Origin of the sequence: Pandoraea sp. XY-2 (assembly GCF_004193915.1) — a bacterium.
Classification (GTDB): domain Bacteria; phylum Pseudomonadota; class Gammaproteobacteria; order Burkholderiales; family Burkholderiaceae; genus Pandoraea; species Pandoraea cepalis.
Genome location: NZ_CP030849.1, coordinates 3,195,409 through 3,219,750, shown reverse-complemented (window position 1 = coordinate 3,219,750; position 24,342 = coordinate 3,195,409). Strand labels below are relative to the sequence as shown.

Below are 24,342 nucleotides of genomic sequence, written 5' to 3'. Positions count from 1 at the left end.
TTGGCGCGCGTCGGGATAGCGGGCTGGCACGGCCATTGCTAAGTACCTTGCCATCACTCAACCCATGTGCGATTTGGCAGCTTCCACCGCCGGCCGCACACGACACGATCGAGGCACTCACGTGACGCAAACCCATCGTTCGGCCGGCGCCGCTTTTCGCGAGGCCGTCAAGACCGAGCAACCCTTGCAGGTTGTCGGCGCCATTAACGCGAACCACGCCTTGCTGGCCAAGGCGGCGGGTTTCAAGGCGATCTATCTCTCCGGCGGCGGTGTCGCTGCGGGGTCGCTTGGCCTGCCCGATCTGGGCATCTCCACGCTCGACGACGTGCTTACCGACGTGCGCCGCATCACCGACGTATGCGATCTGCCGTTGCTCGTCGACGTCGATACCGGCTTCGGGCCGTCGGCGTTCAACATCGCGCGCACGGTGCAGTCGCTCATCAAGTTTGGCGCAGGCGCCATGCACATCGAGGATCAGGTCGGCGCGAAACGTTGCGGCCATCGTCCGGGCAAGGCCATTGTGAGTCAGCAGGAAATGGTCGATCGCATCAAGGCGGCGGTCGACGCCCGCACCGACGAGAACTTCGTCATCATGGCGCGCACCGATGCGCTGGCCGTGGAAGGTCTGCAGGGCGCCATCGACCGGGCCTGCGCCTGCGTCGAAGCCGGCGCCGACATGATCTTCCCGGAAGCGATGACCGAGTTGCCGATGTACCGCCAGTTCTCCGATGCCGTGAAAGTGCCGGTGCTCGCGAACATCACCGAGTTCGGCGCGACGCCGCTGTTCACTGTGGAAGAACTCAAGAGCGCGCAGGTCGGGCTCGTGCTGTATCCGCTCTCGGCCTTCCGTGCCATGAACAAGGCGGCGCAGAACGTCTATCAGACGATTCGCCGCGACGGCACGCAAAAGGCCGTGCTCGACACGATGCAAACCCGTGCCGAACTCTATGAGAGCATCGGCTACCACGCTTACGAACAGAAGCTCGACGCGCTGTTCGCCCAACAGAAATAACTGAATCCCTGATCCTGGAGGAATGAGCATGAGCGAGACGACTGCCACCGGCTTCAAGCCAAAGAAATCCGTCGCCCTGTCGGGGGTGACCGCGGGCAACACCGCGCTGTGTACGGTGGGCCGTTCGGGCAACGATCTGCACTACCGCGGCTACGATATTCTGGATCTGGCCCAGACCTCGGAGTTCGAGGAAATCGCGTACCTGCTCGTCTACGGCAAGCTGCCGAGCGTGGCGGAGCTGCGCGGCTACAAGGCCAAGCTCAAGGCGCTGCGCGGCCTGCCGGCCGCCGTCAAGGACGCGCTCGAGACCGTACCGGCCGCCGCTCACCCGATGGACGTGATGCGCACGGGCGTGTCGGTGCTGGGCACCGTGTTGCCGGAGAAGGACGACCACAACGTGCCGGGCGCGCGCGACATCGCCGACCGTCTGATGGCCAGCTTCGGCTCGATGCTGCTGTACTGGTACCACTTCAGCCACAACGGCGTGCGCATCGATGTGGAGACCGACGACGACAGCATCGGCGGCCACTTTCTGCACCTGCTTCACGGCGAAAAGCCGTCGGACCTGTGGGTGCGCGCCATGCATACGTCGCTGATCCTGTACGCGGAGCACGAATTCAACGCGTCCACGTTCACCGCGCGCGTCATCGCGGGCACGGGCTCGGACATGCACTCCGCCATCACCGGCGCCATCGGCGCCCTGCGCGGCCCGAAGCACGGCGGCGCGAACGAAGTGGCGTTCGAGATCCAGAAGCGCTATGACTCGCCCGACGACGCCGAAGCCGATATCCGCCGCCGCGTCGAGAACAAGGAAGTGATCATCGGCTTCGGTCACCCGGTCTACACCGTGAGCGATCCGCGCAACAAGGTCATCAAGGAAGTCGCGCACGAATTGTCGAAGGCTCAACAGAACACGAAGATGTACGACATTGCCGAGCGTCTGGAATCGGTGATGTGGGACGTCAAGAAGATGTTCCCGAACCTGGACTGGTTCAGCGCCGTGAGCTACCACATGATGGGCGTGCCGACCGCGATGTTCACGCCGCTGTTCGTGATTGCGCGCACGTCGGGCTGGAGCGCCCACGTCATCGAGCAGCGCATCGACAACAAGATCATTCGTCCGAGCGCCAATTACACCGGTCCGGAAGATCAGCAGTTCGTGCCGATCGAGAAGCGCTGATCTGGCTGAGCCTGCCCCGGTTCGACTGAGGCAGGCCAAGCCAGGCGACCTTGCCAGGAAGGCACGGGGCAGTGGCATTGCCGCCGCTGCCGCCCCGGCATCCGGCATCCCAAGATGTCTTCTGCACACGCTTCACGCTGCCATCCACCGGGCCGACACCGTCCTCACATGATGAATACCGAATACCGCAAATCCCTGCCCGGGACGTCACTCGATTACTTCGACGCCCGCGCCGCTGTCGAGGCCATTGCGCCGGGCGCCTACGACACGCTGCCCTACACGTCGCGCGTGCTGGCCGAGAACCTCGTGCGCCGCTGCGACCCGGCGGCGCTCACCGATTCCCTCAGGCAACTGATCGAGCGACGCCGCGATCTCGATTTCCCCTGGTTTCCTGCCCGCGTGGTGTGTCACGATATTCTCGGCCAGACCGCGCTGGTCGATCTCGCCGGGCTGCGCGACGCCATCGCGGCGCAAGGCGGCGACCCCGCGCTCGTCAATCCGGTCGTGCCGACGCAACTCGTCGTCGATCACTCGCTCGCCGTCGAGTGCGGCGGCTTCGATCCCGACGCGTTCGCCAAGAACCGCGCCATCGAAGATCGTCGCAATGAAGACCGTTTCGACTTCATCAACTGGACGAAGCAGGCGTTTCGCAACGTCGATGTGATTCCGCCGGGCAATGGCATCCTGCACCAGATCAATCTTGAGCGCATGAGTCCGGTGGTCCAGGTCTCGGACGGCGTGGCTTATCCGGACACGCTCGTGGGCACCGACTCGCATACGCCGATGGTCGATGCGCTGGGCGTGATCGCCGTCGGTGTGGGCGGTCTGGAAGCCGAGAGCGTGATGCTCGGGCGCGCGTCGTGGATGCGTCTGCCGGATATCGTCGGCGTGGCACTGACGGGCAAGCCGCAGCCGGGGATCACGGCGACGGATATCGTGTTGGCGCTCACCGAATTCCTGCGCAAGGAGAAAGTGGTGTCCGCCTACCTGGAGTTCTATGGCGACGGGGCGGCGAACCTCACGCTGGGCGACCGCGCCACGATCTCGAACATGGCGCCCGAGTTCGGCGCCACGGCGGCGATGTTCTACATCGACGCGCAAACGATCAAGTATCTGAAGCTCACCGGTCGCGAGGATGCCCAGGTCGCGCTGGTCGAGACCTATGCGAAGCAGACCGGCCTCTGGGCCGACACGCTGACGCACGCGCAATACGAGCGCGTGCTCACGTTCGACCTGTCGAGTGTGGTGCGCAACATCGCCGGCCCGTCGAATCCGCACAAGCGCGTGCCGACGAGTGAGCTGGCCGCGCGCGGCATCAGCGGCAAGGTCGAGAACGAGCCGGGCCGGATGCCCGACGGCGCGGTCATCATCGCCGCGATCACGAGCTGCACAAATACCAACAACCCGCGCAACATGATTGCGGCGGGATTGTTCGCGCGCAACGCCAATCGCGCGGGCCTCACGCGCAAGCCGTGGGTGAAGAGTTCGCTCGCCCCCGGGTCGAAGGCCGTCACGCTGTATCTGGAGGCCGCCGGGTTGCTGCCGGAACTGGAGGCCCTCGGCTTCGGCGTGGTGGCCTATGCGTGTACGTCATGCAACGGCATGTCGGGCGCGCTCGACCCGGTCATCCAGCAGGAGATCATCGAGCGCGACCTCTATGCCACGGCCGTGCTCTCGGGTAACCGTAATTTCGACGGTCGCATTCATCCGTACGCGAAGCAGGCGTTTCTCGCGTCGCCGCCGCTGGTGGTGGCCTATGCCATCGCCGGGACGATCCGTTTCGACATCGAGAAGGATGTGCTCGGGGTCGATGCCAGCGGCAAGCCGGTGCGCTTGGCCGACCTTTGGCCGAGCGACGAAGAGATCGACGCGATCATCGAGCGCAGCGTCAAGCCGGAGCAATTCCGTCGCGTGTACGAGCCGATGTTTGCCGCGTCGGTCCACGCGGGGGAGACGGCCGATCCGCTGTACGACTGGCGCGAGATGAGCACCTATATCCGTCGTCCGCCCTATTGGGAAGGCGCGCTCGCGGGTGAGCGTACGTTGCGCGGCATGCGCGCGTTGGCGGTGCTGGGCGACAACATCACGACCGACCACCTCTCGCCGTCGAACGCGATCATGGCCGACAGCGCGGCCGGCGAATACCTCGCGAAGATGGGCCTGCCGGAAGAGGACTTCAATTCCTACGCCACGCACCGCGGCGATCACCTGACGGCGCAGCGCGCCACGTTTGCCAACCCGACGCTCAAGAACGAGATGGTCGTGGTCGACGGGCAGGTCAAGGCGGGGTCGCTCGCGCGCATCGAGCCGGAAGGCAAGATCACCCGCATGTGGGAAGCGATCGAGACGTACATGGCGCGCAAACAGCCGCTCATCGTCATTGCCGGGGCCGATTACGGCCAGGGTTCGTCGCGCGACTGGGCGGCCAAGGGGGTGCGACTGGCGGGCACTGAAGCCATCGTGGCCGAAGGATTCGAGCGCATTCACCGCACCAATCTGGTCGGCATGGGCGTCTTGCCGCTCGAATTCAAGCCGGGCACGAACCGCAAGACGCTCGGCATCGACGGCAGCGAAACCTTCGACGTGATGGGTGAGCGCACGCCGCGCGCCGATCTCACGCTGGTCATCCATCGCCATAAGCAGGACGGAAGCAGCGAGCGCGTGGAAGTGCCGGTGACCTGCCGTCTCGATACGGCCGAGGAAGTCTCGATTTACGAGGCGGGTGGGGTGCTGCAGCGCTTCGCGCAAGACTTTCTGGAATCGTCACAGGCGGCTGCCTGACCTGCCCGAGGAGAGACGTGATGGCGCATCAGCCACAAATTCGAATTCCCGCCACCTACATGCGTGGCGGCACCAGCAAGGGCGTGTTCTTTCGCCTGCAAGACCTGCCCGCTTCGGCACAGGTGGCAGGCGCGGCGCGCGACGCGCTGCTCATGCGCGTGATCGGCAGCCCGGACCCCTACGGCAAGCAGATCGACGGCATGGGCGGGGCGACGTCGAGCACGAGCAAGACGGTCATCCTCGCGAAGAGCGAGCGGCCGGAGCACGATGTGGATTATCTGTTCGGGCAGGTGTCGATCGATCAGACGTTCGTCGACTGGAGCGGCAACTGCGGCAATCTGTCGGCGGCCGTCGGCCCGTTCGCGATCAGCGGCGGGCTGGTCGATCCGGCGCGGGTGCCGCGCGATGGCGTGGCCGTCGTGCGTATCTGGCAGGCCAACATCGGCAAGACGATCATTGCGCACGTGCCGATGACGGACGGTGCGGTGCAGGAGACGGGGGATTTCGAACTCGACGGCGTGACGTTCCCGGCCGCCGAAGTCCAGCTCGAATTCCTCGATCCGGCCGCCGAGGACGACGGTGAGGGCGGAGCCATGTTCCCGACCGGCAATCTCGTCGACGATCTGGAAGTCCCCGGCGTGGGCACCTTCAAGGCGACGATGATCAACGCCGGCATTCCCACCATCTTCCTCAATGCCGAGGACATCGGCTACCGGGGCACTGAGTTGCAGGACGCCATCAACGGCGATCCGAAGGCGCTGGCGATGTTCGAGACGATCCGCGCGCACGGTGCGATCCGCATGGGACTGATCAAGGACGTGTCGGAAGCCGCGACGCGTCAGCACACACCGAAGGTCGCGTTCGTGGCGAAGCCGGCGGGTTATACGGCCTCGAGCGGCAAGCAGGTGAACGCGGCCGATGTCGATCTGCTGGTGCGCGCGCTGTCGATGGGCAAGCTGCATCACGCGATGATGGGCACGGCAGCCGTTTGCATTGGTGCGGCCGCGGCGATACCGGGCACGCTCGTCAATCTCGCGGCCGGCGGCGGTGTGCGCGACGCCGTGCGCTTCGGGCATCCGTCGGGCACGTTGCGCGTGGGCGCGCAAGCGACGCAGGAGGGCGGCGAGTGGACGGTCACCAAGGCCCTCATGAGCCGAAGCGCCCGGGTATTGATGGAAGGATGGGTGCGCATTCCGGGCGACGCGTTCTGATCACATGACGTTCGCCGCGCGATGACGGCGGGGCGGTGAGGCGATTCCGGCGGCCGGCGAGCATTGCGCTCTCCGGCCGCTTATCATTGGAGGTCTCGGAGAGCCGCTTCGCCTTGGCGTGATGGCGGCTTTCGTCAACGTCACAGGAGGCCGCCCATGTCCGCAGGCATCTCGAATGTGCGTCCCGCACCCGACAAGGTGCTGACCGATATTGTCGACTACGTTCTCACCTATGAGATCCGCAGCGATCTCGCCTTTGAAACCGCTCGCCACTGTCTGATCGACACCCTCGGGTGCGGCTTCGAGGCGCTCTCCTATCCCGCGTGTACCAAGCTGCTCGGCCCCATTGTGCCGGGTACGGTCGTGCCGAACGGGGCAAAGGTTCCCGGCACACCGTATCAGCTCGACCCTGTGCAGGCGGCGTTCAACCTGGGCGCGATGATTCGCTGGCTCGACTTCAACGACACGTGGCTCGCGGCCGAATGGGGGCATCCATCCGATAATCTCGGCGGTATTCTCATGACGGCAGACTGGCTCTCGCGCACGGCGGTGGCGCAGGGGCAGTCGCCGCTGACGATGCGCCATGTGCTCGCCGCAATGATCAAGGCGCATGAGATTCAGGGCTGCCTGGCGCTGGAGAACTCGTTCAATCAGGTCGGACTCGATCACGTGGTGCTGGTGAAAGTCGCGTCGACGGCGGTTGTTGGGGAAATGCTCGGGCTTTCGCGCGATGAGCTGATCAACGCGCTCTCGCTCGCGTTCGTGGACGGGCAGAGCCTGCGCACCTATCGTCACGCGCCGAACACGGGCAGCCGCAAGTCATGGGCGGCGGGCGACGCCACCAGCCGTGCCGTGCGACTGGCCCTCATGGCACGCTCGGGCGAGATGGGCTACCCGTCGGTGCTGACCGCCAAGACGTGGGGCTTCTACGACGTCTCGTTCAAAGGCAGGCCATTCGCGTTCCAGCGGCCATATGGCGAATACGTGATGGAAAACGTGCTGTTCAAGATTTCATTCCCTGCGGAGTTCCACGCGCAGACGGCGGCAGAGGCGGCGATGACGTTGCACGGGCAATTGCAGGCGATGGGGCGCGGCGCGCAGGACATCCGGTCGGTGAAGATTCGCACGCACGCGGCGGCGATTCGTATCATCGACAAGCAGGGGCCGCTCGCCAATCCGGCGGACCGCGATCATTGCATTCAGTACATGGTGGCGGTGCCGTTGCTGTTCGGGCGACTGACCGCGGGCGACTACGAGGATGCCGTCGCGACGGATCCTCGCATCGACGCGCTGCGTGCCAAGATCGTCTGCGAGGAAGACCCGCAATTCACCCGGGATTATCACGATCCCGACAAGCGATCGATTGCCAACGGGCTGAGCGTCACCGTGAGCGACGGGACGACGCTCGACGAAGTGCTGGTCGAATACCCCATTGGCCACAAGCGACGCCGTGACGAGGGGATTCCGCTGCTCGTGGAGAAATTCAAGACGAATCTGGCGCGGCGCTTCGCGGCGCGCGCGCAGGCCCGCATTCTCGACGTTGCGCTCGATCAGCAGCGGCTTGAGGCGATGCCCGTGCACCAGTTTGTGGACTTGATGGTGTGATCTGGCGTTCCGGCACCCGGCGCCGCCGAACGGCCCGGATGTCGGCAAATTACCGAGCGGCGCTACCTTCGCCCGGCGCGGCTGAATTGCTGCGTGGTGTCCCCAGCCAGTGAAGCGCCGACGCGAGCATGCCGAGGGCGATGCCGAACCCGGCGATGCCGGCCCATCCGAAGCGCGTCATCAGCCAGCCGCTTATCGTGGCGCCCACCGCGCCGCCGAAGAATGTGGCGGTCATGTAAAGACTATTGATCCGGCCCTGCGCTTTCGGGTCGACCGCGAAGGCGCGTGTCTGATTAGCCACGAGTCCTGCCTGCACACCGATGTCGAGCACGACCACACCGATCACCAGCAGCGCCAGCGACGTATCTGCGCCCGTCAGCAGCACGTACGCCATGGTAACGATGCCGATGCTCGCCGCAATCACGCCGCGCGGTCCGAGGCGGTCGGTGGCGCGTCCGCCGAAGGATGCCGCGAAGGCTCCCGCCGCGCCAATGATGCCAAAGCCCCCCGCCCATGCGCTCCCCAAATGCCACGGGCCTTGCGCCAGTAACGCCGCCAGATTCACCCAGAATGCATTGAAGCAGGCCCACAGCAGCCCCTGAATCATCATCGATTCGCGGATCGGGCGATGGTCGCGCGCGAGCGGCCAGAGCGAGGCGAGCAGGCGCGGGTACGAGAGGTCGGTGCTCGGCCGCCCCTTGGGCAGCAACGACGCCGCGGCAATCCAGATCGGCACCATGAAGGCGGCCTCCATGCCGTACACCGCGCGCCAGCCGAAGTGCTCGCCAACCACACCGGCAATCGTCCGTCCCAGCAAAATGCCGACCATGATGCCGCTCACCACTGTGCCGACGGAGCGCCCGCGCTGACTGGGCAGCGACATCACGGCGGCGAAGGGCACAAGCTGTTGCGGCACACAACTCACGATGCCCAGTCCGAACGACGCGGCAATCAGTGCCCAGATGCCGGGCGCGAACGCAGCGGCCATCGCAAAGGCGAACGCCAGCGCGATCTGGGTGAGCACCAGCTTGCGACGGTCATAGCGGTCGCCCAACGGCAACAGCAACGCAAGGCCGGTCGAGAAGCCCAACAGTGCCGCAGCGGCGACGAGATCTACGGTCCCGAGGTCGATTTGCAGGCTCGCGGCAATCAGCGGCAGGATGGGCTGCGTGCAATAAATGTTGGTGACGACCGCGCCCGCAATGATCGCCATCATGACGATCTTGCCGCGAGATGCGACGTCATGCGTTGTCGGCGAGGGCTGAGGCGGGAGAGTGGAGGGAGATGTGCTCACGATGGACTCCAGTGATGTCGGTATTGAAAGATCGGCGAGGCGACGACACCGCTGGGGGGGCTCGCCGCTTAGTGACCGACATTACGCGGTTGCATCCACGTAGAGAATCCGTCAAGATCAGGAATCATCTTTCCAAAATTTGGTAGGGTCCGTGAATCGGCTCGAATCCATGTCCATTCTGATTGCCGTCGTCGATGCTGGCAGCCTGTCGGCGGCGGCGCGCCGTCTGGGAATGCCGTTGGCCACGGTCAGCCGGAAGGTGGGGGATCTGGAGGCGCATCTGAAAACGCGCTTGCTGCACCGGACGACGCGGCAACTGTCGCTGACCGAAGCCGGGAGTTCCTACGTGGCCGCGTGCCGACGGATTCTCGAAGAGGTTGGCGAGGCCGAGCGGGCGGCCACGGGGGAATATGCGACCCCGAAGGGAGAACTGGTGCTTACGGCGCCGGTGGTGTTCGGGCGTCTGCACGTCTTGCCGGTCGTCGCGCAATTTCTCGCACAGTATCCGGAAATCGACATCAACCTCGTGCTCACCGATCGCGTGGTGCATTTGATGGACGAGCACACGGATGTGGCGCTGCGCATTGGCGACTTGCCGGACAGCACCCTGGTGGCGACTGGCATCGGCGAGGTGCGCCGTGTTATTTGCGGCAGTCCCGGGTATTTCGGCGTGCATGGTGTTCCGTCTACGCCGGGCGACCTTTCCGGGCACGCATGCATTACCTTCGAGGTGCTGGCGTCGCGGCGTGCGTGGGTCTTCGGTGCGGGACGCGGCGAACAATCGGTGCCCATCCGCTCGCGGCTGACCGTCAACACGGCGGAGGCAGCGATTTCGGCGGCCGTGCTAGGCGTCGGTCTGGTGCGAGTGCTGTCCTATCAGGTTGCGCAGGCGTTGCAGGACGACACCTTGCGCGTTGTGCTCGACAACTTCGAAGCGGCGCCATTGCCCGTGTATCTGGTGCACAAAGGACAGGCGCCGTTGCCGCTCAAGCTGCGCGCATTTCTCGATTTCGCCACACCGCGACTGCGCGCGCGGATCTCCCACGGTGCGCACTGACGGGCACGGACAGGTTCGAGCGCTTACTGCAACGATGGCACCTCTCGCGTGACGAGGCGGCGTTTGCCGCTCTCGCCGTGATGGGATCTCGCGTGCGTCTCAGCGCTTGTGCGTGTAACGCAGGCGCGTCATTTGTTCCGCGCTGTCGGCCAACAGCCCAGCGGCGTCGGCAATCGCCTTCTCCAGCGTGGTCGGGCCGAACGTCAGAGAGAAACATCCCGAGAACACGCGCGAGAGGCTATCGAGCGCGCTGCGGTCGATGGCGCCCGAGAGCAACGAGGCCGTCGCCCCGGCCTTGATCGCCACCTGCGCGGCAATCATCGGGGTCTTGCCGGAGAGCGTCTGACCGTCGCTGCGGCCCTCGCCGGTGATGAGCCAGTCGGCCCCTTCCACCGCTTGCGGCAGCCCGACACACTCGGCCACCACCTCAGCACCGGAACGGAACTTCGCGCCCAGCAGGTGCAGCGCAAAACCCAGACCGCCCGCCGCCCCGCGCCCGCGCGGCTGGCGGCTTCATTGGCGTTGAACGCGCGGTGTGCATGGCCGGCGAAATGCGCGATGGCACGGTCGAGCGGCTCGACCTGTGCGTCGCTCACACCCTTCTGCGGCCCGAAAATCGCCGTGGCGCCTTGCGGGCCGTTGAGCGGATTGTTCACGTCTGACATGGCGATCAGTTCGCAGTCCTTCAGGCGGGCGTCGAGGCCGTTCAGATCGATCGACGCCACGCGATGCAGCGCGGCGGGCACCGGCGGCACCGCTTCGCCCGACGCGTCGAGCAAGCGTGCACCGAGGCCGACGAGCAGGCCGGCACCCCCGTCGTTGGTGCTGCTGCCGCCCAGACCGATGAGCACGCGGCGTGCGCCGGTATCGAGCAAGGCGCGCAGCAGTTCGCCCAGGCCGACCGTCGAGCGCTCGGCCACGGGCGTTTGCATTCCGACCGGGTCGGTGATGCTCACCACGTTGGCGCTTTCCAGCACACCCGTGCCGTCGGGCATGATGCCGTACTCGGCCATGACCGATGCCTGTCCGGCGCCACGCACCGAGAGCGGCACACGGCGTCCGCCCGCGGAGAGCAGGGCGTCGAGCGTGCCTTCGCCGCCATCTGCCATCGGACGCAAGCGCAGGTCCGCCTGCGGCAGTACCCGCGCAATGCCGGATGCGATGGCGCGCGCCACTTCCGGGGCACTCAGCGAACCTTTGAACGAATCGGGGGCGATGACGATGATTGGGGCTTGCGCATTGCTGGACATGGAAATCGGGACAGTCGCAAAAAGGTATACGGGTTGGCGGGATTCACGTGCGCGTCATGCCCGCGAGTTGTTATCGCTTATGACTTACCGGCCGGACGGTTGATCCTGGGCCCGGTAGACGGGATGGCACGTCGGCTCGCAGCAGGATGGGGCGCGAGACGATGCGACGCAGTGTGACAGAAACCAGCAATATACGCGATTCGGGCCAGCGCGCATTGCGCGAATTGCCATGCTATGAATAACGCGGGTAAGATGAGCGCCAACTGAGCGTGCGTCGCCCGAAAGGCCACGCGGCCCGTGCAAGCCGGCGCCGATGCCTGGCTTGTTGCGGCAGAAGAACGACAAGGCGTGTGCGACAGCCATTTTGCGAGCGTGGAGCGGGGGCATGAACCGGGGCAAAGACAGGAATTCGGGCACGTCGCGCGTGTCGCGGCGTGGGGTGGCGCGCGCAGCGGCCGCATCGGCCGCTGCGAGTATCGGGCTTGCCGTGTTGCTGGCCGGGTGTGCGCAGACGACGCCGGTCGTCGCGCGAGACGATCCGCCGGTGGGCAGCGTGGCCGACGTTGCACCGGAAAATGTAAAAGTCGAGACGTTCCCCGCCTATCGCGACACCGTCGCGGATGCCCGTGGCAATGGTGCCGTCTGGCAAGGATCGTCGAAGAAGACCACCGTTCGCGTGAGTACCTGCACGGCGCGTCTGTGGAAGCGGCAAATGCCGCATGCACGGGTGCAACGCTCGAAAGCAGGCGCGGGCCAGACACTTGAACTCTCCTCCAGCAACGACGGCGTGCTCGCCGTGCTTGATCTGGCGCCGCACAAGCCGGGTAGCGAAGGCACGTTGTATCTCGGTTCGACCGGCTCCCAATCGCTCGCCGATGCCGTGCGTCGGTGCCTCTGACGGCGTCGCGCCACGCGTCGAGGCAGGCGCTCATGCGGCGCTCACGAGAACGTCATACCCCGTCGGGGTATCATGACGGCGAACGCGTGGCCGGCCGGGCCGCGCGAAGGCTTTTACTGCGTGCGTGCCGATGTCTCATACTGAACCGATCGACGTCTCCGAGGCGCAAACGAATGCCGGCGATGCCGAGCAGGCGTCGCTGAATCCGCGCCAACAGGCACTTTTCGACGCCGTTCGTCGCGATGGCTTTCTCACGGTCGATGAACTCGCCGCACGCTTCGAAGTCACGCCGCAGACGATCCGGCGGGACATCAACTTCCTGGCCGAACGCAAGTGGGTGCGTCGCTACCACGGCGGCGTCGGGTTGCCGGGCGGGGCCGAGAACGACGCCTACGATGCCCGTCAGACCCAGTTGGCCGACGAGAAGCGCCGCATCGCCGTACGTCTTGCCGAACAAATTCCCGATCACGCCTCGCTCTTCATCAATCTGGGCACCACGACGGAAGCCGTGGCCCGCGCATTGTCGCGTCATCGTGGGTTGCGCGTCATTACCAACAATCTGCACGTCGCTGCCATGATGAGCGGCTATGCGGACGCCGAAGTCATCATTGCCGGCGGCGTGGTGCGCGCACGCGATCAGGGCGTGACGGGCGAAGCGACGCTCGATTTCATCCGTCAGTTCACGGTCGATTTCGGTATCGTCGGTATCTCCGCCATCGACGCCGACGGCACGCTGCGCGACTTCGACTACCGCGAAGTGCGCGTGGCCGAGGCAATCATTGCGCACTCCCGTACCGTCTTTCTGGCCGCCGATCACAGCAAGTTCGGGCGCCCGGCGCTCGTTCGCCTGGGGCACCTGTCACAGGTTGATGCCCTGTTTACCGATCGCCCGGTGCCCGCCGGCATGGCCGACGTGATCGCAGAGGCCGGTACGCTGGTACACGTCGCGGACTGACGAGGGGGCATCAACCCCGTCAGACGCGTATTCGCGCATCGGGACCGCAGAATGCGCGAATTCGAAGCTCCAGCACGCTAATCTGTTAGAATTCGAACATCAATGTTCGTAAACGAATATAAATCGAACATTTTCGAACTTTTCCTGATTTGACGCTCAACCCCCGGAGTGACGACGTGCAGACACCCGCTCAATCGCCATCGGACAACACACGGCCTCCCTACGACCTGCTGGTCGTGGGCGGTGGGATCAACGGAACGGGCATTGCGCGCGACGCGGCCGGTCGCGGGCTGCGCGTGTTGCTCGTCGAGCAGGACGATCTGGCGTCCCACACGTCATCCGCGAGTACCAAGCTGATTCACGGGGGCTGCGCTATCTCGAGTATTACGAGTTCGGCCTGGTGCGCAAGGCGTTGCAGGAGCGCGAGGTGCTGCTGCGTGCCGCGCCGCACATCATGTGGCCGCTGCGCTTCGTGATGCCACATATGCCGAACCTGCGACCGGCGTGGATGATTCGCGCGGGGTTGTTTCTCTACGATCACCTCGCCCGGCGTGAAATCCTGCCCGGCTCGCGCGGTATCGATTTGCGTCAGCATCCGGCCGGCGCGCCGCTGCGTCGCGACTTGACGCGCGGCTTCGTCTACTCGGACGGCTGGGTGCAGGACGCGCGTCTGGTCGTGCTCAATGCGCAGGACGCGGCCGAGCGCGGCGCGACGATTCTCACGCGCACGCGGCTCACCGGCGCCGAGCGTGGCGAGCGCCTGTGGACGGCCCAACTCGAGACGTCCGAAGGGGCGCGCCAGACCGTGCTTGCGCGCGCCATCGTCAACGCGGCCGGGCCGTGGGTCGGTCACTTGCTTGGTGACGTGTTGCGCCAGCAGGCCACGCATCGCGTGCGCATGGTCAAGGGCAGCCACATCGTGACACGCAAGCTGTTCGATCACGATCATGCCTACATCTTCCAGAATCCCGACAAGCGCATCATCTTCGCGATCCCCTACGAACGCGACTTCACCCTGATCGGCACGACTGACATCGAATATCACGGCGATCCGGCGAACGTCGCGATCAACGACGACGAGATTGCCTATCTTTGCCAGTCCGCCAGCCAGTACTTCACCCGACAGATCGTGCCTGCGGACGTGGTCTGGACTTACGCGGGCGTGCGCCCACTGATGGAGGAGGAAGTCTCCAACCCGTCGGCGGTCACGCGCGATTACAAGCTGGAACTGGACGCGCCCGGCACGCGCGCTCCGCTGTTGTCGGTGTTCGGCGGCAAGATCACGACATACCGCCGTCTCGCGGAAGAGGCGATGCTGCATTTGCACGGCCCGCTGGGTTTCGCGCATGGCGATTGGACGGCGGGCGCGCCGCTGCCGGGCGGCGATATGGCCGAGCCGGATGCCGGTGCGTTCGAAACATCACTGCGCGCGCAGACGCCGTGGTTGCCGCCGGCGCTCGCGCATCGATACGCACGCACCTACGGCACGCGCACGCATGTGCTGCTTGGCGAGGCAAATTCGCTCGACGGACTGGGGCGGCGCATCTGCGGCGATCTCTACGAGGCCGAGTTGCGCTATCTTGCGCAATACGAGTGGGCGCGCACGGCGCAAGACGTGCTGTGGCGCCGGACCAAACTCGGTCTGCATCTCGGGAAGGACGGCGAAGCGAGTGTGCAACAGTGGTTTGCCCAGCAGGCAGAAATGGCGGCCTGAGTTCCGCTGAAAAAACAGGAGACAACGGCAATGTCAGGAGGCGCGTACATCCTCGCGTTCGATCAGGGCACGACCAGCTCGCGAGCGTTGCTGTTCCACCGCGATGGCCACGTCGTGGCGACCGCGCAGAAGGAATTCCGTCAGATTTATCCGCATCCGGGCTGGGTCGAGCACGACCCGCGCGACATTTGGGCGACGCAGGCCGGGGTCGCGGCCGAGGCGCTGACGCATGCCGGTGTCGGGGGCGCGACATTGCGGCCATCGGCATTACGAACCAGCGCGAGACGACGCTCGTATGGGACCGTCGTACGGGCGAGCCGGTGTACAACGCCATCGTCTGGCAGGACCGCCGCACGGCGGATTTCTGCGATGCGCTGCGTGTGCAAGGGCACGACGATCTTGTCGCAAGCCGCACCGGGCTTCGGCTCGACGCCTATTTCTCGGGCAGCAAGATCCGCTGGATTCTCGATAACGTGGCCGGTGCGCGCGACGCCGCCAACGCCGGGCACCTGGCCTTCGGCACCGTCGATAGCTGGCTCGTGTGGCATCTGACCGGTGGCAAGTTGCATGTGACCGACGTGTCGAACGCGTCGCGCACGATGCTGTTCAACATCCACACGCTCGACTGGGACGACGAACTGCTCGCGCTGCTCGATGTGCCGCGCAGCCTGTTGCCGGAGGTTCGCTCATCGAGTGAGGTGTACGGCCACACGGCCACGTCGCTGTTCTCCGTGCCGGTGCCGATCGCGGGCATCGCGGGCGATCAGCAGGCAGCGCTCTTCGGGCAGATGTGCCTCTCGCCCGGTATGGTGAAGAACACATATGGCACGGGTTGCTTCATGGTGATGAACACCGGCGACAAGCCGCACGCGTCGCGCCATAACCTGCTCACGACGGTGGCCTGGAAGATCGGAGACCGCGTCGACTATGCACTCGAGGGCAGCATCTTCATCGGTGGCGCGGTCGTGCAGTGGTTGCGCGACGGGCTGGGCATCATTCGCCATTCGCGCGATGTCGAGGCGCTCGCGACGCGCGTGCCCGACGCCGATGGTGTCGTGCTGGTGCCCGCGTTCGCCGGATTGGGCGCGCCGCACTGGCAACCGCGCGCGCGTGGCACGCTGTTCGGCGCAACGCGTGGCACGACGGCGGCGCACGTGGCCCGTGCCGCGCTGGACAGTATCGGATTCCAGACGCTCGATGTCTTGCGCGCGATGGAGGCCGACGCGGGGCTGCATGTGTCGGAGCTGCGTGTCGACGGCGGCGCCGCGGCCAACGATCTGCTGATGCAATGGCAAGCGGATTTGTTGGGCGCGAACGTGGTGCGCCCCAAGGTCATCGAAACGACGGCGGCCGGCGCCGCTTATCTGGCAGGGCTGGCCGTCGGCTTTTGGCCGGACATCGACACGTTGGCGCACCAATGGGAATTGCAGCAAAGTTTTTCCCGCAAGCTGTCGCCGCAAGACGTCAGTCGTGCCGTGAGCGGCTGGCAACGCGCGGTGCGCGCGGCGAAGTTCTGGGCGGAAGACGGCGAGGCCCCCTGACGAGGGCGGGCCTCAGCGCAATGCCCGCCCGGGCGCAACGTGGCGGCGATCTCCGGCGGCGTCGTGTCGCCGATGCCGCCAGCTCGCACACCGCTCGCGCGGATGACGGCGGGCCGATTTGGCAGGACTCGCGGGTGCGAGCGATCTGACGCAGGGACTTAGGGCGCAAGGCCCCGTACGGCGCATTTGCATGATCCCCTCCCTGACTATTTCCCATCGTCTGAACCGAATCGATCATCGGTGCAATCCGCCCGCGCTCGGGCGCTCCCGGCGAGGGATAGGCATCGGGCGTGCCGGGGCCATGTGGCGTGCATGGCGTGATTCCCGAGGCAGTTGGCCCTGGCGATGAGGCTTCCCCGAGGGCGGACGGCTTGCCCTGTCGTTGATGCGAGAAGCGTGCCAGTGGTAACAAAGCCTTGAATCAAAAGGGAAGTTGATCGCTCGACGCGGGGCACATGTCGTCGTCCGATGAAAAACGTTTCAGGAATGAACGGCAGGGCGGGGAGGGCGTGCTGAATGTTGCACCGGCGGGCGGGTACCCGTTGGGAGGCCCGGCGCCGCAGCGGTGACGGCAAATTAGGCAATGCACTTGACACCTAATGCCGGCGGGCGTTTGCGACGTCGGCGGGACACTTATGCAGAGGGTTATCAACAGTTGCTGTGGATATCCCGGCAGACGTATCCCGGCCGACGCACCGGCGCACCGGCGCAGCATGCGAATCGATCGAACGACTTGCGTCAGGCGGCGGGCTTCTGGCCGATGGCGAAGGCAATCTCGCCCACACCGGCCACACCGGCGCTGATCTTGTCGCCGGGTTCGAGCGGCCCGACACCGGCGGGGGTGCCGGTAAAGATCAGGTCGCCCGCGGCGAGCTTCACGCTGCGCGAGATCTCGGCAATCAGATCGGGGACCGACCAGATCAGTTCGTTGAGATCACCGGTCTGGCGGTTCTCGCCGTTCACGTCAAGCCACACGCGGCCTTCCTTCGGATGGCCGACCTCGGCCACGGCGTGCAGCGGGCCGCATGGGGCCGACGCATCGAACGCTTTGCCCCAGTCCCACGGACGGCGCGTGTCCTTGGCTTGCTGTTGCAGGTCGCGACGGGTCAGATCGACGCCAACGCCATACCCCCACACCAGCGAGAGCGCCTGATCCGCATCGACGTTCTCGCCATCGGCGCCGATGGCGACCACCAGTTCAATTTCGTGGTGCAGTTCGCTCGTGAGCGGCGGGTAGGGCAGCGTGCCGTTGGCGGCCACGACAGCGTCGGCCGGCTTCATGAAAAAGAACGGCGGCTCGCGATCCGGATTGCTGCCCATCTCGCGCGCGTGCGCAGCATAGTTGCGGCCGACGCAGAACACGCGACGCACGGGGAAACGGGCATCGCTGCCCGCCACGGCGACCGACGCCTGGGGCGGCGCCGAAATAACGAATTGGCTCATGAGAAGACTCTCGGCTGATACGAAACAATGACGGATAGACACAGGCGCCGACACGAGGCGGCGCCTTGCATGCCGTCGCGCCTGACTGCGCGAACGACGGCGCAACAGTATTACTTGGCAAAGACCTGCGACATATCTGCGAACGCCTTGAACTCCAGCGCGTTGCCGGCCGGGTCGTAGAAGAAGAGCGTCGCTTGCTCGCCCACCTGCCCGGCGAAGCGAATATGCGGTTCGATCACGAACCGGGTGCCCGCGGCACGCAGGCGATCGGCCAGCGCGTGCCATGCCGGCATGTCAAGGATAACGCCGAAATGCGGGACGGGAACCTCATCGCCGTCGACCGGGTTCGTGATCCGCCGGCCGGCGTCTTCCGGCGAGAGATGGGCCACCAGTTGATGACCGAAGAAGTCGAAGTCGATCCAGTGATCCGAACTGCGGCCTTCGGTACAGCCCATCACGTCGCCATAGAAGCGGCGGGCCGCATCGAGATTGTCGACAGGGAACGCGAGATGAAAGAGTGGTGTTGCCATAGGAAACTCCAATGCCATGCGGTGAGAAGCGAGCACCGAATCCGGCGAGTGCTATCGGAAATGCTGTCCTGGGTCATCGGTGGGGTGAACGGCGTCACTGATTTGCGGTAAATTCTATCCATCGATAAAAACAATCCAAAACGAATAATTCGAACGCTCAGGCAGAAAATTTTCGATCCATGATCCGCTATCTCAAAACCTTCGTTACGGCCGCCGAAACCGCATCGTTCTCGGCGGCGGGGGCGCGACTCGGATTGACCCAGTCGGCCGTGAGTGCGCAGATTCAGCGACTTGAAGACGATCTCGGTGTGCGACTCTTCGAGCGCACTGCCCGCGCCGTGACCTTGTCCGACGATGGTCGTCGATTGCTCGCTCAGGCGCAGGGAGTGATTGCCGGCTATCAGGCCATGCGCGGCGAGGCGGGCGGATACGGCGGGCAGGCGGCGCTCGCGCCGATCCACGTGGGCGCGATCCTCACGGCGCAACTCGGTCTCCTGCCCGGCGCAATGTCGCGCTGGACCGCGCTCGGCGCGATGCCGCATCTGAACATCGTGCCGGGCATGTCCGTGCAGTTGCTCGCGCAACTCGATGCCAAGGAACTCGATCTGGCGGTGATGATCCGCCCGCGTATCGGCGTGCCGGCCGATATGAAATGGCTCACCCTCATGCAGGAGCCGTACGTGGCGATCGCGCCCAAAGGCACGGGCGGAACCGTGGCCGACTGGGCGCAAGCCCTGCCGTTCGTGCGTTACAACCGGCGCTCGTATGGTGGCGACCTCGTCGAGCGTTACCTGCGACGTCACCGGCTCTGGGTGCGCGAGGGCGTGGAGCTTGACGAGCCCGAAGTCATCTTGCGCATGGTGCGGGCGCGGCTGGGATGGTCGATCGTGCCTGCGACGCTCATCGGTTTGCCGGTTGGCGGCAACGTGGGGGCGAAGCTTGCCAAGGGCGGCGCAACGGGCGTGCAGGTTCTCCCACTCAGCGGCGCGCCGCTCACGCGCGAGTTGGGGGTGTTGGTGCGTCAGCCAGCGCTTGGCCGCCCACCGGTCGCCACGCTGATGAAGTGTCTGGCGGACGAGGCTCAGTCGCGCGGCCAGGGCGTCGCCTGAACACGGGATGGCTCGACTATCGCCCCGCCCAACGCTTGCCACAATGCGGCCGTGTCCGTCAGGCGAGCCCCTTGCGCGTCGAGTCGGGCGCGTGTTGCGTCGAGCGCCTGACGCTGCACGTCGAGCCACGCGAGATGACTGATGCCGCCCACCCGATATCGCTCGCTTGCGATCCGGAGCGCGGATTCCGCTCGCCGGGCCGCGTCGGCGCGTGCGGCCAGGGTGTCGGCATCGGAGGCCAGCGCGCGCATGGCATCGGCGACCTGCGCGAGGCCGAGCAGCACGGTGTCCTGATACGACGCGAGTGCGGCGTCGTATGCCGCGATGGCCGAGCGCCGTTGCGCCTGCAACGCGCCGCCGCGAAACAGCGGCTGCAGCAGGTTCATCCCGAGGTTCCAGATATTGATGCCATCGCCAAGATCGGCCAGTCGCATGCGCTGCGTGCCGAAGCTGCCGGAAAGTGTGAACTGGGGGTAGAGGCTCGCTGTGGCGACGCCGACATCGGCACTCGCCTTGTGCAACAACGCTTCGGCGGCGCGGATATCCGGTCGGCGCCGGGCCAGCGTCGACGGCAGCGAGACGGGAACCGTCCGCGGTAATCGCAGGGTATCGAGATCGATGACGGGCGACGCGAACGCGCCCGGCGGCTGACCGGTCAAGCGCGCCAACTGGTGATCGTATTGCGCAATTTGCGTGCGCAACGCGGGCAGTTGGGCTTCGGTCTGGGCGACGAGCGCCGCCTGATTCTCGACGTCGAGCGTCGATACGCCCCCCAAGCGCTCGCGTGAGCGTGTGATATCGAGCTGCGCCCGTTGAGCCGTCACGATACCTTCGAGTGCTGAGAGTTGCGCCCGGGCACTGGCCTGGCGCAGGGCGGCTGTCACTACGTTGCCCGCGAGCGAGAGCCTGGCCGCGTCCAGCGTGAAGTGTTGATAGTCGATCTGAGCGGCGAGCCCTTCCAGCGCGCGGCGATTGGCGCCGAACACGTCGAGCGTGTAGGACACGTCGACGCTGGCGTTATACAAGGTGAACGGCCCGGGACTCGGCAAGCTGGTGATGCCGAACGACGCCGGATCGACCCGTTCGCGCGTACCGGAGAGCTTCAGATTCGCCGAGGGCAGGGAGCGCGCGCCGTCCTGAGCACGAAAGTCTTCCTGCGCCTGACGCAGTTTCGCCTCGGCCTGGCGTAGCGTTGGACTGTCGGTCAACGCCTGCGCGACGAGGGTGTTGAGCGCGGGCGAGCCGAAGCGGGTCCACCAGGCGGACGGCACGTCCTCGCCGGCGACGAAGGTCTGCGCGGCGCTTTGCGCACCCGCCGCCCCGGCCGTCGTCGAGGGTTGTGTGCCCGTGGTGTATTGCGCGACATGCGTAGCGTCGGGGGCGCGCCAGTCCGGACCGAGCGCGCAGGCGGCGAGCATCGCGCTCAGCCCGAGCGCCAGCCACCGCGACCCGTAGGCGAGGCGGCGGCGATGCGCAAGTTGGGCAAGTCGCATGAGCGCCTCAGTCGAGGGTACGTTTGTAGAACTTCACGGCCACCATCATGAGAATGGCGGAGAAGGCCAGCAGCGGCCACAGATCGTGCCACGCATCGGCCCAGCCGTTGCCCTTGAGCAGAATGCCGCGAATGAGCCGGTTGAAATACGTCAGCGGCAGCAGGTTGCCGATGGCCTGTGCCCACGCGGGCATGCCGCCAAACGGGAACATGAAGCCCGAGAGCAGCATGCTCGGCAGAAAGTAGAACACGGTGAGCTGCATGGCCTGCAACTGGTTCTGTGCAAACGACGATAACGCGATCCCGACGATCAGGTTGGCCGCGATAAACACCAGCGCGGCGAGATAGATCGCGACGACGCTGCCTTCGAACGGCACATTAAAGGCGAAGCGCGCGGCGATCAGGATGATGGTCGCCTGAAGCAACCCAATGGCGACGTACGGCACGATCTTGCCGGTCATGACTTCGATGGGCAATACCGGCGTGGCGAGCAGGTTCTCCATCGTGCCGCGCTCGCGCTCGCGCACGATGGCAATGCCGGTCATCATCGCAAGTGTCATTGTCAGAATCACCCCCATCAGGCCGGGAATGATGTTGTATTGCGTGATGCCCTCCGCGTTATAGAGACGATGCACCTGCACGTCGAACGCCGCCTGCGAGCCGGCCAGATTCGCAAGCGGCCCCGTCAGGTCCTTTTGCGCGACGGACTGGGCGATGGCTGGCAAGGCGCCGAGCGCGGAGGCCATTGCCATCGGATCCGTCGCATCGGCCTCGATGAGCACGGCGGGCCGCTCGCCGCGCAACAGCCGGCGAGTGAAATCGGCAGGAATGTTCAGCACGAACTGCGCGCGTCCCTGCGCGAGAGCGGCGCGTCCGGCATCTTCGCTGGTCAACGCCTCGGTAAAGCGAAAGTATCCCGAATGTTCCATCGCGGCCATAAAGCTGCGCGTGAACTCGCTGTCGTCGGCCACGAGCGTCGCGGTCGGCATATGCTTGGGATCGGAGTTGATGGCGAAGCCGAAGAGCGCCAGTTGCACAAGCGGCACACCCACGATCATCGCAAACGTCACGCGGTCGCGGCGCAGCTGCAGGAACTCCTTGCACACAATGCTCCACCACCGGGCGATCGAGAACCCGAGCGGCGCGCTCATGCCTTGTCTCCGAAGTTGTCTTTCGCGTGGCTCATCAGGTAAATGAACACGTCTTCCAGGCTCGTGTCGATGGGCGCGACCCGCAGCCCGCGTTCGCTGGCCAGATCATGCAGCAACTTGTCCAGGGCGGTGGCATCCCGCCCGCTGACATGCAGCGTATCGCCAAAGGCGACCGTCTGTGCCACGACGGGTTGCGCGCGCAGTTCGCGCGCCAGATCGATGAGGTTCTTGCCGTGCACCCGCCACGTCGACAGATGCTGGCGAGCGGTGACCTCGGCGGCCGTGCCTTGCGCGAGCAGTTCGCCATACGAGATGTAGGCGAGCTTGTGACAGCGCTCGGCCTCGTCCATGTAATGCGTGCTCACGAGAACCGAGATGCCACGCGAGGCCAACTCGTGCAATTCCTCCCAGAAGTCGCGCCGGGCGGTCGGGTCGACGCCGGCGGTCGGCTCGTCGAGCAGCAGCACCTGCGGCTCGTGCAGCATGCACGCCGCGAGCGCCAGGCGCTGCTTCCAGCCGCCGGAGAGCGACCCGGTCAGTTGCTTTGCGCGGCCCGTCAGGCCGAGCCGCTCAATGGCCCGCTCGACGGCGTCTCGCCGGTTCGGCATGCCATACACGCGTGCCACGAAGTCGAGGTTCTCGCGAATGGTCAGGTCTTCCCAGTACGAGAAGCGTTGCGTCATGTAGCCCACGTGACGCTTGATCTGCGCGCTCTCGCGCACGATATCGAAACCGAGGCACGTGCCGCTGCCCGAGTCGGGGGTGAGCAAGCCGCACATCATGCGGATGCAGGTTGTCTTGCCGCTGCCGTTCGGCCCGAGAAAGCCGAAGATTTCGCCGCGCTGCACTTGCAGCGACACATCCTTGACAACGTGCTTGTCGCCGAAGCGTTTGTTCAGACCCTTCACATCGATCGCGAGACGGCCCTCGTCGGCCGGGGGGCGACGATCTCACGCGGGCGCGCATCGCGGCCGTTCATGGTCGCGTCACCTGCACCGGCTGCCCGGGATTGAGTGTGACGGCGTCTGCCGCGGCGGGATGCGCTTCGATCATGTAGACGAGCTTGTCGCGCGTGTCGTTGCTGTAGATAACGGGCGGCGTGTACTCGGCCTGATGGGCGACGTACGTGATGCGGGCGGGTACGCCTGCGCCACATCCGTCGCAGGCGATGTGCACGGTCTGCCCCGCGCTCAGGCTGCCCAAGGCGGTCTCCGGCACGAAGAAGCGCACCTTGATGTTGCCCGGCGGCAGCAGTCGCACGACGGGGCTGCCCGCCGCGACCCATTCGCCGATGCGGTACATCGTGTCGTACACGCGCCCGGCGGCGCTCGCGACGGGATGCTTCTGAGCGAGTTGCCAGTCGGCCTGCGCAAGCGCCGCGCGTGCCACATCGACCTGAGCGGCCTGCGCCTGGCGCTGCGCTTCGCGGCCCGGCAGTCGCGCGACCGCCAGACTGCTCTGCAACTCCTGCACGCGGGCGTTGCTGCTACGGGCGTCGGCGCGGCTGGCGTCGAGTTGTTCGCGGGAAATTCCGCCGGCGGCATATTGCGCCTGATCGCGGTCGAACTGCGCAAGCGACTTGTCGCGCACGGCGATGGCTTGCTTGAGTTGTGCGGCAGCGACGGCGATCTCGTCGGGGCGCTTGCCGGTTTCGAGATCGCGCAACTGGGCCTCGGCGCTGGCGAGTGTCTCGCGCGCGTGGGCCTGTGCGGCCAGTTCGTAAGTGGAGTCGAGATCGAAGAGAGCATCTCCCGCCTTGACCTCCTGGCCGCGCGACACCGACAGCGTAGTCAGGGTTCCGGCCTGCGACGAGGCAACATAGACGAATTCGCCCTCCACATAGCCTTGCCACGGCCGGGCGGAGTGGTCGCCGCAGCCAGCCAGCGCGGCCATGGCGGCAAGGGTGATCGCGTTAGTGCACATGCGGGGGCTTGCCGGCATGACGCGCCTCGTGCGTTGCGGTTGTTCGCTGCCACCTTAGCGCAAAAGCGGGGCAACGGGCAATCCGTCGCCATGCGCGGGCAGGGACTCTCTGCTATTGTGCGCACATGTCCGGCGGCGCACGGGGCGCGCGAACCTTAACAGCGCAGCGCACCGGACCTCATGCAAGGAGCTTGAT

16 protein-coding genes and 3 pseudogenes are annotated in these 24,342 nt (G+C 65.6%); 11 read left to right on the top strand and 8 right to left on the bottom strand.

Annotated elements, in window-relative coordinates; all coding sequences use genetic code 11:
* Positions 1-121: 121 nt before the first annotated feature.
* From prpB to DRB87_RS14545, 5 genes are all read left to right on the top strand, one after another.
* Complete coding sequence (prpB, locus tag DRB87_RS14565) at positions 122-1,012, top strand: methylisocitrate lyase (RefSeq protein ID WP_130026412.1); 891 nt, start codon at positions 122-124, stop codon at positions 1,010-1,012.
* Between the two features lie 28 nt (positions 1,013-1,040).
* Entirely contained in the window at positions 1,041-2,192 is a 1,152-nt protein-coding gene (gene prpC / locus DRB87_RS14560; RefSeq protein ID WP_130026411.1) for a 2-methylcitrate synthase, read from the top strand.
* 171 nt (positions 2,193-2,363) lie between these two features.
* Positions 2,364-4,973, top strand: a complete 2,610-nt coding sequence (gene acnD, locus DRB87_RS14555; RefSeq protein ID WP_130027880.1) for a Fe/S-dependent 2-methylisocitrate dehydratase AcnD — start codon at positions 2,364-2,366, stop codon at positions 4,971-4,973.
* A gap of 20 nt (positions 4,974-4,993) precedes the next feature.
* Positions 4,994-6,184 (top strand): 2-methylaconitate cis-trans isomerase PrpF, encoded by a 1,191-nt coding sequence (prpF, locus tag DRB87_RS14550; RefSeq protein ID WP_130026410.1) that lies wholly within the window; start codon positions 4,994-4,996, stop codon positions 6,182-6,184.
* 156 nt (positions 6,185-6,340) lie between these two features.
* Entirely contained in the window at positions 6,341-7,789 is a 1,449-nt protein-coding gene (locus DRB87_RS14545; protein WP_130026409.1) for a bifunctional 2-methylcitrate dehydratase/aconitate hydratase, read from the top strand.
* Positions 7,790-7,838: 49 nt separating this feature from the next.
* Here DRB87_RS14545 and DRB87_RS14540 read toward each other — a convergent pair whose 3' ends face one another.
* Positions 7,839-9,083 (bottom strand): MFS transporter, encoded by a 1,245-nt coding sequence (locus DRB87_RS14540; RefSeq protein ID WP_240755999.1) that lies wholly within the window; start codon positions 9,081-9,083, stop codon positions 7,839-7,841.
* A gap of 169 nt (positions 9,084-9,252) precedes the next feature.
* Here DRB87_RS14540 and DRB87_RS14535 point away from each other — a divergent pair, with 169 nt between their 5' ends.
* A complete protein-coding gene (locus DRB87_RS14535; protein ID WP_240755998.1) occupies positions 9,253-10,140 on the top strand; it encodes a LysR family transcriptional regulator in 888 nt (295 codons plus the stop codon).
* Positions 10,141-10,239: 99 nt separating this feature from the next.
* Here DRB87_RS14535 and DRB87_RS14530 read toward each other — a convergent pair.
* Positions 10,240-11,390, bottom strand: a pseudogene (locus tag DRB87_RS14530) (glycerate kinase).
* A 385-nt stretch (positions 11,391-11,775) separates the two neighbouring features.
* Here DRB87_RS14530 and DRB87_RS14525 point away from each other — a divergent pair.
* The 4 genes and pseudogenes from DRB87_RS14525 to glpK all read left to right on the top strand — a co-directional run bounded on the left by DRB87_RS14525 (position 11,776) and on the right by glpK (position 16,498).
* Positions 11,776-12,288, top strand: coding sequence for a hypothetical protein (locus tag DRB87_RS14525; protein WP_130026407.1), 513 nt, complete (start codon positions 11,776-11,778; stop codon positions 12,286-12,288).
* A gap of 130 nt (positions 12,289-12,418) precedes the next feature.
* Positions 12,419-13,243: a DeoR/GlpR family DNA-binding transcription regulator gene (locus DRB87_RS14520; RefSeq protein WP_130026406.1), complete on the top strand. Its 825-nt coding sequence runs from the start codon at positions 12,419-12,421 to the stop codon at positions 13,241-13,243.
* 176 nt (positions 13,244-13,419) lie between these two features.
* Positions 13,420-14,957: pseudogene (gene glpD / locus DRB87_RS14515) on the top strand (glycerol-3-phosphate dehydrogenase).
* Between the two features lie 30 nt (positions 14,958-14,987).
* Positions 14,988-16,498: pseudogene (gene glpK, locus DRB87_RS14510) on the top strand (glycerol kinase GlpK).
* A gap of 738 nt (positions 16,499-17,236) precedes the next feature.
* On the opposite strand, the gene DRB87_RS14505 reads toward glpK, so the two are convergent.
* The gene (locus DRB87_RS14505) at positions 17,237-17,941 is read right to left on the bottom strand and encodes a fumarylacetoacetate hydrolase family protein (RefSeq protein WP_130026405.1); all 705 of its coding nucleotides are present in this window, start codon (positions 17,939-17,941) and stop codon (positions 17,237-17,239) included.
* Positions 17,942-18,051: 110 nt separating this feature from the next.
* Positions 18,052-18,471, bottom strand: a complete 420-nt coding sequence (locus DRB87_RS14500) for a VOC family protein (protein ID WP_130026404.1) — start codon at positions 18,469-18,471, stop codon at positions 18,052-18,054.
* A 179-nt stretch (positions 18,472-18,650) separates the two neighbouring features.
* Between DRB87_RS14500 and DRB87_RS14495 the strand changes: the two genes are divergently transcribed.
* Entirely contained in the window at positions 18,651-19,580 is a 930-nt protein-coding gene (locus DRB87_RS14495) for a LysR family transcriptional regulator (protein ID WP_130026403.1), read from the top strand.
* Here the strand turns inward: DRB87_RS14495 and DRB87_RS14490 are convergent.
* From DRB87_RS14490 to DRB87_RS14475, 4 genes are all read right to left on the bottom strand, one after another.
* Positions 19,553-21,073: an efflux transporter outer membrane subunit gene (locus DRB87_RS14490; RefSeq protein ID WP_130026402.1), complete on the bottom strand. Its 1,521-nt coding sequence runs from the start codon at positions 21,071-21,073 to the stop codon at positions 19,553-19,555. The genes DRB87_RS14495 and DRB87_RS14490 overlap by 28 nt on opposite strands.
* Before the next feature lie 7 nt (positions 21,074-21,080).
* Positions 21,081-22,223 (bottom strand): ABC transporter permease, encoded by a 1,143-nt coding sequence (locus DRB87_RS14485; RefSeq protein WP_130026401.1) that lies wholly within the window; start codon positions 22,221-22,223, stop codon positions 21,081-21,083.
* Complete coding sequence (locus DRB87_RS14480) at positions 22,220-23,131, bottom strand: ABC transporter ATP-binding protein (protein ID WP_370363095.1); 912 nt, start codon at positions 23,129-23,131, stop codon at positions 22,220-22,222. The genes DRB87_RS14485 and DRB87_RS14480 overlap by 4 nt, the downstream gene beginning before the upstream one ends.
* A gap of 67 nt (positions 23,132-23,198) precedes the next feature.
* Complete coding sequence (locus tag DRB87_RS14475; protein WP_240755997.1) at positions 23,199-24,164, bottom strand: HlyD family secretion protein; 966 nt, start codon at positions 24,162-24,164, stop codon at positions 23,199-23,201.
* Positions 24,165-24,342: the final 178 nt, after the last annotated feature.